Origin of the sequence: Pseudomonas oryzihabitans (assembly GCF_024652905.1) — a bacterium.
Lineage (GTDB): Bacteria > Pseudomonadota > Gammaproteobacteria > Pseudomonadales > Pseudomonadaceae > Chryseomonas > Chryseomonas benzopyrenica.
Window position 1 is genome coordinate 2062035 of the sequence record NZ_CP102428.1, and the last position, 16823, is coordinate 2078857.

General features: G+C 66.6%; 17 protein-coding genes. 3 read left to right on the top strand and 14 right to left on the bottom strand.

Annotated elements, in window-relative coordinates:
- Positions 1–6 precede the first annotated feature (6 nt).
- The 10 genes from astE to NRG74_RS09675 all read right to left on the bottom strand — a co-directional run bounded on the left by astE (position 7) and on the right by NRG74_RS09675 (position 9887).
- Complete coding sequence (astE, locus tag NRG74_RS09630; RefSeq protein ID WP_064306586.1) at positions 7–1014, bottom strand: succinylglutamate desuccinylase; 1008 nt, start codon at positions 1012–1014, stop codon at positions 7–9.
- 37 nt (positions 1015–1051) lie between these two features.
- Positions 1052–1348: a hypothetical protein gene (locus NRG74_RS09635; RefSeq protein WP_059314289.1), complete on the bottom strand. Its 297-nt coding sequence runs from the start codon at positions 1346–1348 to the stop codon at positions 1052–1054.
- Positions 1349–1362: 14 nt separating this feature from the next.
- Complete coding sequence (gene astB / locus NRG74_RS09640) at positions 1363–2724, bottom strand: N-succinylarginine dihydrolase (protein WP_257706377.1); 1362 nt, start codon at positions 2722–2724, stop codon at positions 1363–1365.
- The gene (astD, locus tag NRG74_RS09645; RefSeq protein ID WP_257706378.1) at positions 2721–4184 is read right to left on the bottom strand and encodes a succinylglutamate-semialdehyde dehydrogenase; all 1464 of its coding nucleotides are present in this window, start codon (positions 4182–4184) and stop codon (positions 2721–2723) included. The genes astB and astD overlap by 4 nt, the downstream gene beginning before the upstream one ends.
- Before the next feature lie 9 nt (positions 4185–4193).
- Positions 4194–5201: an arginine N-succinyltransferase gene (gene astA / locus NRG74_RS09650; RefSeq protein ID WP_257706379.1), complete on the bottom strand. Its 1008-nt coding sequence runs from the start codon at positions 5199–5201 to the stop codon at positions 4194–4196.
- Between the two features lie 26 nt (positions 5202–5227).
- Positions 5228–6247, bottom strand: coding sequence for an arginine/ornithine succinyltransferase subunit alpha (aruF, locus tag NRG74_RS09655; protein WP_257706380.1), 1020 nt, complete (start codon positions 6245–6247; stop codon positions 5228–5230).
- Positions 6248–6309: 62 nt separating this feature from the next.
- A complete protein-coding gene (locus NRG74_RS09660) occupies positions 6310–7530 on the bottom strand; it encodes an aspartate aminotransferase family protein (protein WP_257706381.1) in 1221 nt (406 codons plus the stop codon).
- Between the two features lie 186 nt (positions 7531–7716).
- Positions 7717–8181, bottom strand: a complete 465-nt coding sequence (locus tag NRG74_RS09665) for a glycine zipper 2TM domain-containing protein (protein WP_017639693.1) — start codon at positions 8179–8181, stop codon at positions 7717–7719.
- A 132-nt stretch (positions 8182–8313) separates the two neighbouring features.
- Positions 8314–8961 carry a pyridoxamine 5'-phosphate oxidase gene (pdxH, locus tag NRG74_RS09670; RefSeq protein WP_257706382.1) on the bottom strand — a complete coding sequence of 216 codons (648 nt, stop codon included), beginning with the start codon at positions 8959–8961 and terminating at the stop codon, positions 8314–8316.
- 80 nt (positions 8962–9041) lie between these two features.
- On the bottom strand, positions 9042–9887 hold the full coding sequence (locus NRG74_RS09675; RefSeq protein ID WP_231356437.1) for an OmpA family protein: 846 nt from the start codon (positions 9885–9887) through the stop codon (positions 9042–9044).
- 313 nt (positions 9888–10200) lie between these two features.
- On the opposite strand from NRG74_RS09675, the gene NRG74_RS09680 reads away from it, so the two are divergent.
- Complete coding sequence (locus NRG74_RS09680) at positions 10201–10620, top strand: hypothetical protein (RefSeq protein WP_017639690.1); 420 nt, start codon at positions 10201–10203, stop codon at positions 10618–10620.
- A gap of 255 nt (positions 10621–10875) precedes the next feature.
- Positions 10876–11469 (top strand): NYN domain-containing protein, encoded by a 594-nt coding sequence (locus tag NRG74_RS09685; RefSeq protein ID WP_017639689.1) that lies wholly within the window; start codon positions 10876–10878, stop codon positions 11467–11469.
- Positions 11470–11478: 9 nt separating this feature from the next.
- Here the strand turns inward: NRG74_RS09685 and NRG74_RS09690 are convergent, their stop codons facing one another.
- From NRG74_RS09690 to NRG74_RS09705, 4 genes are all read right to left on the bottom strand, one after another.
- Positions 11479–12624, bottom strand: coding sequence for a serine hydrolase domain-containing protein (locus NRG74_RS09690; RefSeq protein ID WP_064306592.1), 1146 nt, complete (start codon positions 12622–12624; stop codon positions 11479–11481).
- Positions 12625–12877: 253 nt separating this feature from the next.
- Positions 12878–15022, bottom strand: coding sequence for an ATP-dependent DNA helicase DinG (gene dinG, locus NRG74_RS09695; protein WP_068385466.1), 2145 nt, complete (start codon positions 15020–15022; stop codon positions 12878–12880).
- A 135-nt stretch (positions 15023–15157) separates the two neighbouring features.
- Positions 15158–15418: a DUF1145 domain-containing protein gene (locus NRG74_RS09700; RefSeq protein WP_017638810.1), complete on the bottom strand. Its 261-nt coding sequence runs from the start codon at positions 15416–15418 to the stop codon at positions 15158–15160.
- Positions 15419–15508: 90 nt separating this feature from the next.
- Positions 15509–16168 carry an OmpA family protein gene (locus NRG74_RS09705; protein ID WP_064306594.1) on the bottom strand — a complete coding sequence of 220 codons (660 nt, stop codon included), beginning with the start codon at positions 16166–16168 and terminating at the stop codon, positions 15509–15511.
- A gap of 135 nt (positions 16169–16303) precedes the next feature.
- On the opposite strand from NRG74_RS09705, the gene NRG74_RS09710 reads away from it, so the two are divergent.
- Positions 16304–16801, top strand: a complete 498-nt coding sequence (locus tag NRG74_RS09710; protein ID WP_257706383.1) for a DUF6231 family protein — start codon at positions 16304–16306, stop codon at positions 16799–16801.
- The last annotated feature ends 22 nt before the right edge of the window (positions 16802–16823 follow it).

A 16823-nucleotide genomic window follows, 5' to 3' on the forward strand; every position in this document is an offset into this window, starting at 1 on the left:
CGCTCCTTATGCCGGGACCACGATGAGTCCGGCCCGTAGGCCAACGGCGACTTTGGGATTGGGAAAGATGATGCGCGCCTCGGCTTCGTCGACGATCCAGCGCTCGCTGCCGTCTTCGGCCAGCAACGAACCCTGGCGCAGCGGCGAGAAGTTGGCCACGTCGTCGGCCAGGTGCAACTGGAAGCGCGGACTGGACTTGTACACCTGGCGCGCCACACGGAATCTCAGCAGCGAGGAATCCGGCGGCGGCAGTTCGGCTTCACGACCTTCGATCAGGGCTTCGAGCAGCAGCTGCAGGCGACTCAGGTCAAGCTCGCTGTTCTCGCCGAAGGGCCGCGCCTGGCCCAGCTCCAAGGTCAGGGCCTCGGCCTGGCATTCGGCGTAGGTGTAGGCGCTGAAGGTAATGCCCGGCTTGTCGTAGAGCAGCACGGCTTCGATGCCGGCGGCTTCCAGGCGCTGCAACTCGGCTTCCGAATGCTCACGCCCGGCGCTCCAGGGATAGAGGGCGAAGCGCGGCAGCGCCGAGGCGCGCAGCGCGGTGTGCAGGTCGTAGTGCAGGCGCGCCCGGTCGGGCTTGCTGAAGAATTGCGCGGACAGACGTTCGAGGTCGTTGGCGCGTTGCGCCTCGGAGCCTTCGGCCTGGGCATGGCGACCGTTGAACAGGCGATTCAGATCCTGCTCGACGTAGCGGGTGCCGCGACGCATGGCGTCGGGATTGCCGTACATGAACAGCAGACGGCAGGCGGGACGCAGGGCGCCGCTGGCGATGCCGCCGAGCAAGGCGTCGAGCAGTTCCATGGGCGCGGTCTCGTTGCCATGGATGCCCGCCGAGAGCAGCAGGTCCATGCGATTGTCGCGCGCCACCGGCGGGGTGACTTCCAGCACGCCTTCGGTCAGCCAATGGAGACGAGTGCCGTCAGCAGTCAGTTGAATCTTCTCGGTCGGCTCGCGGCCGGCCAGGGTCAGGTCCAGCAGGCGGCCAAGCGCCAACCGATAACGTTCAGATGCAGCCATGCTCTACTCCGCTGAGCGACGTGTCGGAGCTAGATACTCAATGATCGTGGCCGCAACCGCAATCGGCGTCATGCACATGATTCTCATCGCCTTCGTCGGCGAAGGTTTCCAGGGCGATGGACAGGCCCAGGGCATTGAGGGCCTGGGGCCGCAGCACCAGGACCGGGGTCTGCTCTTCGTCGTCCTGGGAGTCGGCGAAGATGTTGAGACCGCCGCTGCCGTCGGCTTCCAGCCAGAGGTCGCGGCCGGCCAGGCGGATGGCCAGGCGCTGGACTTGCAGCGTCTGCTGCTCGTCGGCGGTAGGTTCGAGGATCAGGTCGAGACGGTCGCTCATGGGAACTCCGGACGTCAGGTCAATTGAAAGGGATAGACCGAGCCGAGGCCCAGCAACTGGGTCAGCTCGTCGAGGGCAGTGCGGACCTCGCCTAGCAACTGGGGATCGGCGAGATCCGCGGGTGCCAGGCGGTCGCGGTAGTGGCGATCCACCCAGTCGAGCAGTTGGGTGTGCAGCGTCGGCGTGAAGCGCACCCCTGGATTCACTGCCGCCAGTTCGTCGAGCTTGAGGGCCACCCTGAGCCGCAGGCAGGCAGGTCCGCCACCGTTCTGCATGCTCTGCTTGAGATCGAAGACCTTGACCTCGTCCAGCGGGCCAGCGCCGCCGACCTGGGCCTGCAGGTAGTCCCAGACCGCCGGATTCTGCCGGCACTCGTCGGGCACCACCAGCAACGCGCCCTGCCCCGGCCGATCCAGCAACTGACTGTTGAACAGGTAGGAACGCACGGCGTCGCCGACGCTGATCTCGCTGCGGCGCACGCAGAGGCGCTGCAGCTGGCCGCCGCGCCGGGCGAGCTTGCCTTGCAATTCGTCCAGCACGCGGTCGCTGTCGAGGAAGGCGTCTTCATGGTGGAACAGCACCTGGGCGTTGCCCACCGAGATGACGTCGTTGTGGAAGACGCCCTGGTCCACCACCGCCGGATTCTGCTGGGCGAACACCACGCCCTCCTCGCTCAGCCCATGCAGACGGGCGATGGCCTGGGAGGCTTCCAGGGTCTGGCGCGCCGGATAGCGATGGGGCTCGGGATAGCGTGGATCGAAGGCGCTACGGCCAAAGACGAAGAACTCCACGCCCGGGGCGCCGTGATCGTGGCTGAAGCGGGTGTGGTTGGCCGCGCCCTCGTCGCCGAACTGGGCCACCGAGGGCAGCGGTGCATGGTGCTGGAAATGCGCAGGATCGCGAAACATCGCCTGGAGAATACGCGCGGTAGTGGCGGGTTCGAGGCTACGATGGAATTTGCAGGCCAGGTTGGCCGGGGTGAAATGCACCCGGCCATCATGGGTGTCGGCGCTGGGGCTGACGGTAGCGGCGTTGGCGGTCCACATGGCCGAGGCGGAGCTGGCGGACAGCAGCAGCGGCAAGGCTTCACGCGCCGCACTTTCCAGCACCTGGGCATCGCTGCCGGCAAACCCCAGGCGCCGTAGCGAGGCGATGTCGGGCCTTTCGTGGGGGGCCAGCACGCCCTGCTCGAAGCCCAGCTCCATCAATGCCTGCATCTTGGCCAGGCCCTGGCGCGCCGCCTCACGGGGATTCGAGCACTGCTGCTTGCTCGCCTGGGAGGCCACGTTGCCATAAGACAGGCCGGCATAGTTGTGAGTCGGACCGACCAGGCCGTCGAAATTGACCTCCCGAGCAGCGAGAGCGAGGTGACTCATAGGTGTAATCCTGGGGGCAATTGGGCAGGCAGGCTCAGGGCGTCACTCTCCAGCGAGGCGACCGGGAAGGCACAATAGTCCGTGGCGTAGTAGGCGCTGGGACGGTGATTGCCCGAGGCGCCGACGCCGCCGAAGGGCGCCGCGCTGGCCGCCCCGGTCAGGGGACGATTCCAGTTGACGATGCCGGCACGCACCCCCTGCCAGAAGTGTTCATAGGTGGCCGGATCGTCGGCCAGCAACCCGGCCGCCAGACCGAAGCGGGTGGCATTGGCCAGCGCCACGGCCTGATCGAAGTCCGCATAGCGCTGGACCTGCAGCAGCGGCCCGAAGACTTCCTCATCGGGCAACTCGGAGATCCCCGAGACATCGAGGATGCCCGGGGTGAGCAGCGCACGCGTCGCATCCGGCTGACGCATCTCCAGCAGCGCGCGGCCACCCTGCGCCAGGCGCTGGGCCTGAGTCCGCAGCAGGGCCTGGGCAGCGGCGAGGGAGATGACAGTACCCATGAAAGGCGCCGGATCGGCGTCGAAGCGACCGGTACTGAGACCCGAGCTGACGCTTGCCAGACGCGCCAGCAGCGCATCGCCCCAGTCACCCTGGGGCACGAGCAGGCGACGAGCACAGGTGCAGCGCTGCCCGGCGGAGAGAAAGGCCGACTGGACGATGGTCACCACGGCCGCGTCCAGATCGGCCACCGGCGCCACCACCAGGGGATTGTTGCCGCCCATCTCCAGGGCCAGCAGCCGCTGCGGACGGTCCGCGTTGAGGCGGTGCAGGGCCGCGCCCGTGGCGCTGGAACCGGTGAAGAGGATGCCGTCCAGGCCCGGATGCGCGGCCAGGGCCTCGCCGGTGGTCCGACCGCCCTGCACGAGATTGAGCACCCCGGCCGGCAGCCCGGCGGCGATCCAGCATTCCAGGGTCAGGGCGGCGAAACGCGGCGTCAGCTCGCTGGGCTTGAACACCACTGTGTTGCCAGCCAGCAGCGCCGGGACGATATGGCCGTTGGGCAGATGGCCGGGAAAGTTGTAGGGGCCGAACACCGCCAGCACCCCATGGGGGCGATGACGGGTCACGCTGCGGGCGTCGGCTACCGTCGCCAAGCGCTCGCCGCTACGGGCCGCTTCGGCCTGGGCGGAGATGGCCACCTTGGCGATCATGCTGCCGAGCTCGGTATCGGCCTCCCACAGCGGCTTGCCGGTTTCCTCGGCCAAGGCCCGGGCCAGCTCGGGGCGGCGTTGCTGCAGCACCTGGGCGAAGGCCTGCAGGATCTCCAGGCGCGCGGCCTGGCCGCGTCTTTCCCAGGCGGGAAAGGCCTGGCGCGCCGCGACGATCGCCTGGTCGACATCGCCGGCATCCGCAGCGGCGCCCTGCCAGAGCGAGATACCGGCGTAGGGGTCGAGCGAGGTGAAGGTCTCGCCGCGCCCGGGGCGCCACTGACCAGCGATATAGAGGCTATCCATGAGCGCTCCTCAGGGCATCAGGCGCACGGCGCGCACCTGGGCGCCGGCCATCAGGCGCAACTCGCGGGCGGTGGCCAAGTCGACCACCAGGGTGCCGGCAGCCACGCGCGCGCGGGCGCTGGTGATGCGGCAGTCCTGGCACTTGCGGTTGTGGATCAGATAGACCTCGGCATCATCGCCAGGCGTGCCCACCGCCAGCACCAGGCGCTGGCTGTCGCGGATCGCCCGCACCTTGGCGGTTTCCGCCTCCAGGGTCGGGCCGGCATCGAAGATGTCGACATAGCCCTGGTAGTTGAACCCCTCGGCCTCCAGCAGGCGGCGGGCGGCTTCGGTGTCCGGATGTACCTTGCCAATCACCTGGCGCGCCTCGGGTGAGAGAAAGCAGGTGTAGAGCGGAAAGCGCGGCATCAGCTCGGCGATGAAGCCGCGATTGCCGATGCCGGTGAGATAGTCGGCCTGGGAGAATTCCATCTTGAAGAAGTGCCGCCCGAGGCCCTCCCAGAACGGCGATTGGCCCTGGTCGTCGGACATGCCGCGCAACTCGGCGATGAGGCGCTCGGCGAACAACTCGCGGAATTCGGCGATGAACAGGAAGCGTGATTTGGATAGCAGGCGCCCAGCCGCGCCACCCCGCCGATCCGCGCGCAAGAACAGCGAGCAGAGTTCGGAGCTGCCGGTCATGTCGTTGGCCAGGAACAGCGTGGGGATCTGCCGGTGGATGTCCAGTTCGCGCGAGGCGCTCACCGTCAGGCCGACCCGGTAGTTGTACCAGGGCTCACGCAGGCCCAAGGCGGCGGCGATCCCGGCGATGCCGATGACTTCGCCGTCCTCTTCGAGGGCGAAGAGATAGTCCGCATCGGCGGCTTCAACCTGCTGCAGAAAACTGCGCTCGGCATTTTCCACCCGCTGCGCCAGGCGTTCTTCGCTGGCCGGCAGGGTGGTGAGGCCGGCGCCGGCCGCCTGCGCCAGTTGCAGCAGCGCGGGCACATCGGCACGGGTGACGGGACGGACGATCATCGGACCTCCAAAGACGCTAGGGTCGGCTACAGCGCTACCAGACGAACCCGGTCGCCTTCGGCGATCTCCAGGGTGGCGATCTGCTCGGGGGAAAGGACGACGGCTTCGCCAGGCTTCCAGCGCAGCGGCGTGGCCAGCGCCCGGAAATTTTCCAGGCCGTCATTGGCGACCAGGAACCAGGGTGCCTCATCGCCGGCCGGGGTACCTTCTCTCACCGGCGCCAGGCGGCTCTCGGCGATGGAGCGGATGGCCGTAGTGCGGGCGTGCAGGGTCGGACCGCCATCGAAGATGTCGATGTAGTTGTCGGTCTCGAAGCCTTCACGGCTGAGGATGTCGAAGGTGATCTGGGCTCGGGGATGCACCTGACCCATGGCCTCCTGGGCGCTGTCGGGCAGCAGGGGCACATAGAGCGGATAGGTCGGCATCAGCTCGGCCAGGAAGGTGCGGCTCTTCTGCCCGGACAGGCGTTCGGCGGCGGCGTAGTCCATGTCGAAGAAGTTGCGCCCTACCCCGTTCCAGAACGGCGACTCGCCGTCTTCGTCCGCCAGCCCGACGATTTCCACCACCACCGTCTCGGCGAAGCGCGCCGGGTGGGCGGCCATGAACAGCAGGCGGGCGCGGGAATTGAGTTCGGCGTGGGGGGTGTCGAGTAACGGACGCTGGACGTAGAAGCTGCTCAGCACGCTGTTGCCGGTCAGGTCGTGACAGAGCGACAGCACATGCACCTTGTTGTGGATCTTCAGCTCGCGCGAGGCGTGGATGAAGGTCTCGTTGCGAAAACTGTAGAAGGGCTCGGAGAAGCCCGCCGAGGCAACGATGGCCGAACAGCCCAGCAGTTCGCCGCTGATGGTGTCTTCGAGCACGAAGAAATAGCTCTCCTCGCCATGGAAGCCCACCTCGGCCGCAAGCGACGACTCCGAGGTGCGAATCTTGTCGCGCAACCGCTCGGGGTTGTCGGGCAGCGAGGTGACGCCAACCGGGCTATCCGCGGCGAGCCGCTGGACCAGGGGCAGATCCGCCGCGCGCGCAGGGCGCATTACCAGCATGAGAACTCCTTGTGTACGGATCCATCCCTGGATGCCAGCGGTACGCGTCCCGCGTCCGGAGATTAGCCTTGGGTGAGGCGCGCCAAGGCGCGATCCAGGCGGGCCAGGCCTTCGTCGATATCGGTTTCGGCGATGATCAGGCTTGGCGCCATGCGCAGCACGTCCGGGCCGGCCTGCAGGATCATCAGGCCTTCCTCGTTGGCGGCGGTGACGATGTCCTTGGCGCGCCCCTTCCAGCTGTCGTTGAGCACCGCGCCGATCAGCAGGCCCAGGCCGCGGATCTGCTGGAACAGGTGGTAGCGGGCGTTGAGCTGCTCCAGACCGGCGACGAAGCGCTGATGGCGCGCGGCGACCCCGTCCAGGGTTTCCGGGGTGGCGACGATGTCCAGCAGCGCGGCGCCCACGGCGCAGCCCAGCGGATTGCCGCCGTAGGTGCTGCCATGCACGCCCGCGCTGAAATGCTGGGCGACCTTGTCGGTGGTCAGCATGGCCGCCAGCGGGAAGCCACCGCCGATGCTCTTGGCGGTGGTGAGGATGTCTGGCACCACGCCATAGTGCTGGTAGGCGTAGAGATGACCGCTACGACCAACGCCGCTCTGCACCTCGTCGAAGATCAGCAGCGCGCCCTGGGCGTCGCACAGGCGGCGGGCGCCTTCGAGGTAGGCCTGGTCGGCCGGCAGCACGCCGCCCTCGCCCTGGATGGGTTCGAGGATGACGGCGCAGGTCTTGTCCGACACCACGGCTTCGAGGGCGGCCAAGTCGTTGAAGGGCACATGGCGGATGCCTTCGATCTTGGGACCGAAACCATCGGAATACTTGGGCTGCCCCCCGACGCTGACGGTGAACAGGGTCCGGCCGTGGAAGCTGTTGGTGGCGGCGACGATCTCGTAACGGCTGCCGCCGCTGATGTCATGGCCATAGCGCCGGGCCAGCTTGCAGGCCGCCTCGTTGGCTTCGGCGCCGGAGTTGGCGAAGAACACCCGGTCGGCGAAGGTGTGGTCCACCAGCTTGCGCGCCAGACGCAGGGCGGGTTCGTTGGTGTAGATGTTGGACACGTGCCAGAGCTTGCCAGCCTGCTCGGTCAGGGCGTCGATCAGCGCCGGATGGCCATGGCCCAGGGCGCTGACCGCGATGCCGCCGGCGAAATCGACGTATTCGCGATCGGCCTGGTCCCAGACGCGGGAGCCCTCTCCTCGCACCGGAATGAACGCGGCAGGGGCGTAGGTCGGGACCATCACCTCATCGAAGGCGGCGCGTTGCACGTTGGGTTGAGAAGCGGACATCGGGATTTCTCCTGCCGATCACGGCGGTGACTGAGGGGGATTGTAGGACGACCTCCAGACGCGGCATTGCGCCCAGGCGACAACTATTTACGGGCGAAAACGCAAACGGGCGTCCGACTCGCAGTCTAGCGATTCGGACACCCGCTCTGGAAGGGCAAGGACGTACCTTCCGGTACGCCCGAGAAATCAGTTGGGCGCGACGCGGCTGGTGCCGTTGACGGTCAGGATGCGCACCCGCTCGCCGACGCGGAAGATCTCACCTTTGTTGACCGCCTGCACATAGGCACGCGAGCCGCCGTCATCTTCCTTCACGGTGATCTCGACGCCGTTGGCCTTGGTGAAGCCCTCTTCGGTGGCCGAGCCCAGCAGGCCGCCCGCCACCGCACCGATGATGGCGGTCACGAAACTGCCACGGCCACCGCCGATGGCACTCCCGCCAATACCGCCAACCACGGCACCAGCCCCGGCCCCGATGGGCGACTTGGTGCCCTCGATGGTGACCGGACGCAGGGCGGTGATGGTACCGGTACGGACCGTCTGCACCTGCCGGGCCTCGTCACGCGAATAGACGTCGCCGGACTGATCCGAGGCGCAGCCGGCCAGCAGGGCGACGGCGGTCAGGGAGGCGGCGAGCTGAAGGACTCTGTTCATGGGGCAACTCCAAGGGCAGTTGAAAGACACTGGCCGCACCCGCAGGGATGCAGGCGCAGATCGCTATTATCCTTGACCCAGGGCATCCAGGGAGGTTTCCGGTGACTGTAACCCGGGTACCTTGCGAACGCCTTAAGGCGCCAGGCGCTGGCGCTGCCACTCACCGTCGAGGTGCTGGTAGTCCAGCCGATCATGGAGGCGACTGGAGCGGCCCTGCCAGAATTCGATGCGCTGGGGCCTCAGGCGATAGCCACCCCAGAACGGCGGTCGGCTCGGCTCGCCGTCGGCGAAGCGCTGTTGCACCGTGGCCAGACGCTGCTCCAGTTCGTGACGGTCGGCGATGACCTGGCTCTGCGGCGAGGCCCAGGCCCCCAGGCGACTGCCCAGTGGGCGGACCCGGTAGTAGGCGTCGGATTCCTCGGTCGACACCTGCTCCACCCGGCCTTCGATGCGCACCTGGCGTTCTAGCGCCGGCCAGAAGAAGGTCATGGCCGCGCGCGGCTGCCTGGCCATTTGTTGGCCCTTGGCGCTGTCGTAATTGGTGTAGAAGACGAAGCCCTGGGGATCGACGCCCTTGAGCAACAGCACGCGGCAATGGGGCTGCCCCTCGTCATCGACGGTAGCCAGCCAGCAGGCGTTGGCTTCGACGGGCGGCTGCTCGGTGCGTACCGCCTCTTCGAACCACTGCCCGAACAGGGCATAGGGATCCGCGGGTGCCTGGGCTTCGGTCAGGCCGTCGCGGGTGTAGTCGCGACGCATATCGGCGAGGGACGGTGACATGGAAGTCTCCTGCTAGGTCGGTATCGACCTAGCTTAACCAAGTCCCGCCTGGCTCGCCTGCTTCAGGACAAGCTTTGTAGCTAGCGCGCCGCCAAGGACTGCAGACTGGCCAGCACGGTCGCGCGCGGCTGGATCAGCACCTCGACCCGGCGATTGACGGCACGGCCGGCGGCGGTGGTGTTGTCGGCACGCGGATGAGCGGCGGCCAGACCACGCACGATCAGGCGATTGCCGCTGTAGCCGCTGAGACGGAAGATGGCCGCCACGGCCTGGGCGCGCTGCAGGCTGATCTTGTCGTTGAGCGCCGCGGCACCGGTGCTGTCGCTGAAACCGAGCACGATGACGGCGCTGTCTTCATCCACGCTCACCGACTTGGCCGAGCGCGACAGCGGGCCGAGCATCACCGGCAGCAGCATCTCGGCGCGATCCGGGTTGAAGGAGCTATCGACCGGCGCCACCAGCACCAGCGCATCATCGCGACGTTCGACCTTGACGTTGCTGCCGGCCACGGCCACGCGCAGCTTCTGCTCGTGCTCGTCCAGCCAGGCCTTGCTGACCTTGACCGGTACCGGCTTGAGCGCTTCCGCCTTGGCAACGGGCTTGACGTCTTCGCTGCCGAAGGGCCACCACCAGTGACCGCCCTTCTCACCCGCCGCAGCGGCCTGCTCCGGCTTGGCCGCCGGCGCCTTCGCCACGACCTTGGTGTCGGCCTTGGGCTCGGCGGCCTTTGCTACCGGTTTGACCGGTTCGGCAGCCTTGTCGCTACCGCCGAACGGCCACCACCAATGCCCACCGTTGGCGGCGGTGCTGGCTTGAGCAGTGCCCGGCTTGGCAGGCGTGGTGGCCTGGTCGCCAGTGCCCTGGAAGGAACTGCAGGCAGATACGCCCATGCAGAGAATGAGGGTGGTGGATTTGATCAGCTTCATGCAAAGTTTCCCATCGGCGAGCCGGAGGACAGAGTGAATCAATGCCCCGGCCAGAGCCGGCGACATGAGTGAACTTAAAGTAGTTTCGAGATTGTGGCCGCAAACCTACGCCGGGCAAAGCGGTGGAGTCACGAAATTTGCGTGTATGCCGACCAGTGGCGTGTCCTTGCTCAAGACAAGGGGAAAATCCGTTCGGTCCTGCGTACCCCACTCGATGGTTCTCCGAGGGCCCGAAGCGACAAAAGGGGTCAGCCGTGAGCCCGCATCCGTTTCCAGCAAAGGCACCAGGCACCAGGCACCAGGAGGCTTGATCATGGAAGGCTTCGTCGATGTCGCGACGCTCAAGGACCTGGCCGCCAGGTCCGACGCCATCACGCAGGCGTGCCGCTGCCAGCAGCGGGATCTTTCGGGATGGACCGCCTGGCCGGTGGGCTACCGGGAAACGGACTTTGCGCAGATCGGCACCCTGGGGCGCCACGCGCCTGAGGAGGCGATCCTCGAGGAGTATCATCCGGCAGGCACCCACTACTGGTCGAATGCCGCCCCCATCGCTCCGCGCTTCCATCCCTACAACCAGAGCACGCTATGGCGGTGCCTGGGCTGCCAGCGTCTCTACCTGAGGCATAACGACGACGGGGCCTACCATGTGGCACCACGAATCCGGCTGCTGCAGCCGGCGCTGATCGTCGATGCAGCCCACGCCAACGATGGGCGGGAAGCCACTGTGACGTGACCTCACCTATGCCAGTTGTCACCCGCGATGGCTAGGCGATCATGCGGGCGCTGGCGACCTGGCACGACGCAAACGGCGATCCAACGGCCGCTCCCCCGTCCGCTCCCCCGTCCGCAGCCGCTCTAGCTCGCGGTATCGGAAGATGCCGCTCGTTAGCTGCAGCGAAAACCGGGAATTAAGCCCACAATAGACGCCGCGCATCCCGCGTGCGGGTGTGCGCCCATCAACGGTAAAAGACCTGGTCCCAGCAATACGATGGCAACTACAACTCGAACGGGCGTCGCCTGGTTTGTCGACGGGGCCTACGCCCTGAGCGCCTGGAACGGCTCGGTATACGGCGCCAAATTCGACTATCTCAAACTACGGCTCTTCATCGAAGAGGATGCGGGCGAACCCATAGGCGACGCCTACTACTTCAACTGCGATAGCGACCCGCCCACCGTCGCCCAGACCAACTTCAACAAGTTTCTCAGCTCGGCGCCGCCCAAGGGTGCAGGCCTGAGGGTCAAGCTCTACTGGCTGCAGAGCAAGGCCCACGAATGGCCTACCTCGGCAGGCGGAGGCCCGATCCTGCATCCGGTGACGGGCGAGCAGTACACCACCAAGAGCCAGAAGGGCGTCGATGTCGGCCTGGCCTTCAACCTGATGCGCTCCCATGCCAAGCGCGGCTGGAAGAAGCTCTACCTGGTGGCGGGCGACGGCGATTTCCACGAGGTGGTGCAATACCTGGTGGAAAACGAAGGCGTGGAGGTCACGGTGATTGGCGCGCACTTCTCCATCAGCGGCGAGATCGCGCCCTATGTCCGGGTGATCGAATTCAAGGACATCGAGACGGCCATCGCCCGCTAGCCGAGGGCCTCAAAGACACTCCCCTACCGCGCGTGCCAGGGCCTGGGCGCGCGGATCCATCAATACATAGGGTCCCAGGGTGTTGGTGACGAAGCCGAAGGCCACCTCGCGCTCCGGATCGGCGAAGCCGGTCGAGCCGCCCGCCCCCGGATGGCCGAAGGCCTGAGGCCCGAGGCCATAGGTGGCGTTGGCCTGGTCCGGTTGATCGAGCATGAAGCCTAGGCCGAAGCGGGTCGGCGTCAAGAGCGTACGGTCTTCGCCCTGACTGTGCTCCACCAAAGCCTCGCTCAAGGTCTCCCATTCCAGCAGATCGCCAGCCAGCAGGCCGGCATAGAAGCCGGCCAGGCTGCGTGCATGGCCGTGGCCGTTGGCGGCCGGCTGCTGGAAGCGGCGCCACTCCGCCTTGTTGGTGCTGGTGAGCACGCCGGATGGATTGCCAAAGGCCAGGGTCGGCAAGGCGCCCGGATCGCTCATGGTGGTCTTGAGCAGGCGCTGCGCGGCGGCATCACCCAGCACCCCCTTGCCGCGTACGATATGGGCGACGCGCGCGTCTTCGCTCGCCGGCAGACCGATGTGGAAATCCAGATCCAGGCGCCTGGCGGTCCGGGCCACGATGGCCTCGCCCGGGCCACGGCCGTCGGCGCGACGGATCAGTTCACCCAGCAGCCAGCCAAAGGTGATAGGGGCATAGCCATGGGCGGTGCCGGGTGTCCACCAGGGTGCCTCGGCGGCGACCGCGGCGGTCATGGTGTCCCAGTCGTACAGGGCGTCACCCGCCAGGCGTTCGCGCAAGGCGGAGACGCCGGAGCGATGACTAAGCAACTGGCGCAGAGTGATGTCGGCCTTGCCAGCCGCAGCGAATGCTGGCCAGCGTTCGGCGACCGGGGCATCGAGTGCCAGCTTGCCCTCCTCCACCAACTGCAACGCCGCCACCGTGGTGAAGGCCTTGGTGCAGGAGAACAGATTGAGCAGGGTATCGGTGTGCCACGGCGTCTGGCCGTCCTTGTCCGCCATCCCGCCCCAGAGATCCAGCACCGTTTCACCACCGACCTGGACACACAACGCCGCCCCGCGGGTCTGGCCGGCGGCCAGCAACTCGGCGAAGGCCTCGCGGACGGATTCGAATCTCAGGTCGTGATAGCCGTGGACGGTCATGGGTTTTCCTGGGTAGATGAGGTATTGCCGGGCACGGGGCCACGATCAGGCAGTTGATCATACCGCCAAGCGGGACGCCCTCACCCCAACCCTCTCCCCGAGGGAGTGGGAGCTGCCTGCGTAGGCGTTCAGCGGTAGGTTGGGTTGAGCGTAGCGAAGCCCAACGGCTATTGCCTCGGCGTCAGGCCTGTTGGGCTTCGACGATAGAGCCGTCTCAGCCCAACCTACGGCTTATCGTAGCCAGGGCCACCCCTTACTGGATCTCCCGCCGGAACGGCGGCAGCGCATTGAGGATGGCCTTGCCGTAGCGCTGGGTCACCAGGCGGCGATCCAGCAGCGAGATGGTGCCGCTGTCCTGCTCGGTACGCAGCAACCGACCGCAGGCCTGGATCAGCCGCAGAGAGGCGTCGGGCACGGCGATCTCCATGAACGGATTGCCGCCGCGCGCCTCGATCCACTCGGCCAGGGCGGCTTCCACCGGATCGTCCGGCACGGCGAACGGAATCTTGGCGATGACCACGTGCTCGCAGTAGGCACCGGGCAGGTCGACCCCTTCCGCAAAGCTGGCAAGACCGAACAGCACACTTGCTTCGCCGTCGTCGACGCGCTTCCTGTGCTTGTTGAGGGTCTCCTGCTTGGACAGGTTGCCCTGGATCAGCACCCGCTTGCGCCAGTCCCGCTCCAGGCCGTCGAAGACGTCCTGCATCTGCCGCCGCGAGGAAAACAGCACCAGGGCGCCACGCGCGCCCTCCAGCATGGCCGGCAATTCGCGGACGATGGCCGCGGTGTGCTCGGCCGCATTGCGCGGATCGGCCTTGAGATCCGGCACCCGCAGCACCCCGGCCTCGGCGTGGCGGAACGGGCTGGGGACCACGGCGGTGGCCGCCGAGCGCGGCAGGCCTGATCTCATGCGGAAGCGGTCGAAGGTGCCCAGGGCGGTCAGGGTCGCCGAGGTCACCAGGGCGCCGTAGGCGACATTCCACAGGTGGCGGCGCAGCATCTCGGCGGCGAGGATGGGGCTGGCGTTGACCTCGATGTCGTAGAGCGATCCCGTTTCGGCCAGGGTCATCCAGCGCGCCATGGGCGGGCTGTCTTCCGGGTCTTCGCAGGTGAAGGCCGTCCACAACTCCCAGTTGCCCTGGGCGCGGGCCAGCAGGCTGCCAAACAGCGGATACCACTCCTCGGCCTGGTAGCTGGCGAGGCCAATGCTGGATTCGCCATCCATGGCCTGCTTGAGCATCTCAGTCAGGCGGGTGAACAGATCGGTGAGCTTGGCGAAGCCCTTCTTCAGCTCGATGCCCATTTCCCGCAGGTCTTCGGGAATGACCCCGCCGACGAAGCGGTGGCGCGGCCGTTCCCGGCCTTCCATGTCCTCGCCGGCGCGGAAATCGGCCAGGGCCTCGCAGGCGGTGAACATGAATTGCTGCTGGGTGCGGATTTCCCGCGCCAACTCCGGCACCTGCTCCACCAGCCGGCCGAGATCGCCCGGCAGGGGGTGCTGGGCAAGGAGCTTGGTGAGGTTCTTGGCGATCTGCTCCAGCCACTCGGCGGTGGATCTCAGCCGGGTGAAATGGGCGAAGTGGCCGATGGCCTTGTCCGGCAGGTGGTGGCCTTCGTCGAACACATAGAGGGTGTCGCGCGGATCCGGCAGGATGGCACCGCCACCCAGGGCTAGGTCGGCCAGCACCAGGTCATGGTTGGTGACGATGACATCGACCTTGGTCATGCCTTCGCGCGCCCGGTAGAAGGCGCACTGCTGGAAATTCGGGCAATGGCGATTGGTGCATTGGCTGTGGTCGGTGGTGATGCGCGACCACTGGACGTCCTCGATGGCTTCCGGCCAGCTGTCACGATCACCGTCCCAGCGATTGCCGGCCAGGCGCTCGATCATCTTGCCGAACAATTCGTTGGACGCCTCGTCCACATCGATCTTGAAGCCGTCCTCGGCGAACAGCTGGGCGGTGGCGTTCTGGGCCTGGCCTTCCTGCAGCAGCATGTCCAGCTTGGACAGGCAGAGATAGCGCCCGCGCCCCTTGGCCAGGGCGAAGCTGAAGGACAGCCCGCTGTTGCGCAGGATGTCCGGCAGGTCCTTGTGCACGATCTGCTCCTGCAGTGCGACCGTCGCCGTGGCGATGACCAGGCGCTTACCAGCCGCCTTGGCCGCGGGGATGGCGGCCAGGGCATAGGCCACGGTCTTGCCGGTACCCGTGCCCGCCTCCACCGCCACCACGGCCGGCTCACCTTCGCGATGGCCCTCCTCGTCCTGGGCGATGGCGCCCAGGCCCTTGGCGGTTTCCGCGATCATCAATCGCTGGCCGTAGCGCGGCTTGAGCGACTTGGCTTCGAGGAAACGCGTGTAGGCGCCCTGGATCTGGGTCTTGAGTTCGGTGCTGAGCATGCCTGGTTCCGGGCGATGGCAAAGCAGCGCCACGTCCGGCGGACGAGCGCTGTATGCATCTACAGTAATGGATCTTGGGCGCTATGATAACGCGCCTGTCGTCAGGATGCGCCCAACGTTGTGGTCGCAGGCCGATCAGGCGCTCGGCAGCTGAGGGGGCAGGCGATGAAAGGCGCCAAAGATCAACAGGCTCAGGCGGTCGAGCCAGGGGTGGCGACGCAGACGCAAGGCACGACGGCTGGCGAAGACTTCGCCTAGATGGAGCAGCAGCAGGGCCAGGGCGACCAGCGCGAGCAATTCGGGGAAAGGACGAGCGAGAGGCAGAGCGAGGGCGGCGGCTGCGGCGAGCCAGAACAGCAGGAGTAGAACTTTACCGGTAAGGGACAGGGTTTTCATGGATTCCAGCAGGAGGACGAGATGGATCGGACCATAACGCCTATCGCCGGAAAAAGTAAAGGCGGCGGACCAGGGTCCGCCGCCGGTGCATCACTCGCGGTCGATCTGGATTTCGACGCGGCGGTTGGTGGCACGGCCTTCAGCGGTCTCGTTGGTGGCGATCGGCTGACGCTCGCCCATGCCCTTCACGGACACGACGCTGGCCGCCGGCACGCCGGCCTGGATCAGGTAGTTGCTGACCGACTTGGCCCGACGCTCGGACAGACGCTGGTTGTAGGCATCGGTACCCTTGCTGTCGGTGTGACCGGTGATCGACAGGCGGGTGCTGGCGGCTTCGCCACGCAGACGGCCGGCGATACCATCGAGCTGAGCACGATCCTGCGGGCTGACCTCGGCGGAGTCGAAGGCGAAGTGCAGGTCACGGGCGGTGATCACTTCCTGCTTGGGCAGCGGTGCCGGTGCGGGAGCCGGTGCGGGCGCCGGAGCCGGGGCCGGGGCGGGTTCCATGCGAGCGACTTGCTCATTGCCCTTGCCATGCACCCAGCAATAGGCGCCAGCGGTGGTGCCGATACCCAGGGCCGCCATGCCGGCGACGTTACCGCTCTGAGTAGCACCTGCCGCGCCGCCGACCAGGGCGCCGACCGCTGCGCACACCGGCCAATCGGATTTCTGTACGCCGCCCGCACAACCAGCCAGCACGGTGCTTGCCAGGATGAGGGGTAAAGCTGTCCTTGCGATGCTCTTGCTCATGAAGGGTCTCCTATAGACCGGGTGCCGCGAGTTAGGCTCGTCTTTCGTTTTATGGCGCTGTCAGACTAATGGTGGCGTACACATCTTGACAACGCTGGTTGCTTAGTCAATCGCGATTTGATTAGGGTTCCCTTAATGGCAAACATATTCTCCTCCCGCACCCCGCAACAGGCTCTGGCAAGCCTGCTCGATCACCACCAGCCCAAGCGCCTGCTCTGTGTGGCGCGCGAGCCGCTGCCAGCGCTTGAGGCCTATGCCGAGGCCCATCCGCACTGCCAGGTGGTGCAGGCAGCGGTGCCCCTGGATGACCCGGCGCTGCTGGCCGAACGCTACGAACTGGTGATCGTCGCCGACTGCCTGGAACATCTGCCGCTGCGCCAGGGACGTGAATTGCTCGGCGGCCTGCGCAACCTCAACACCTCGCGCCTGGCGGTGCTGGTGGACCTGGCCGCCAGCGACTGGCAGGTGACAGACTTCTACGCCCTCGCCCTGCAGGCCAGCGAGCGCTTCGCCCGCGAGGGCCAGGTGGTCACCCTGTTCAGCTATGATCTGCACGACTACAAGCAGGTCCCGGACTGGCTCAATGCCAAGTTCTGGGCCAACCCGGAAATGTTTGGAAAGTACTGGTGGTAACCCGATGAATATCAAGGGCTTA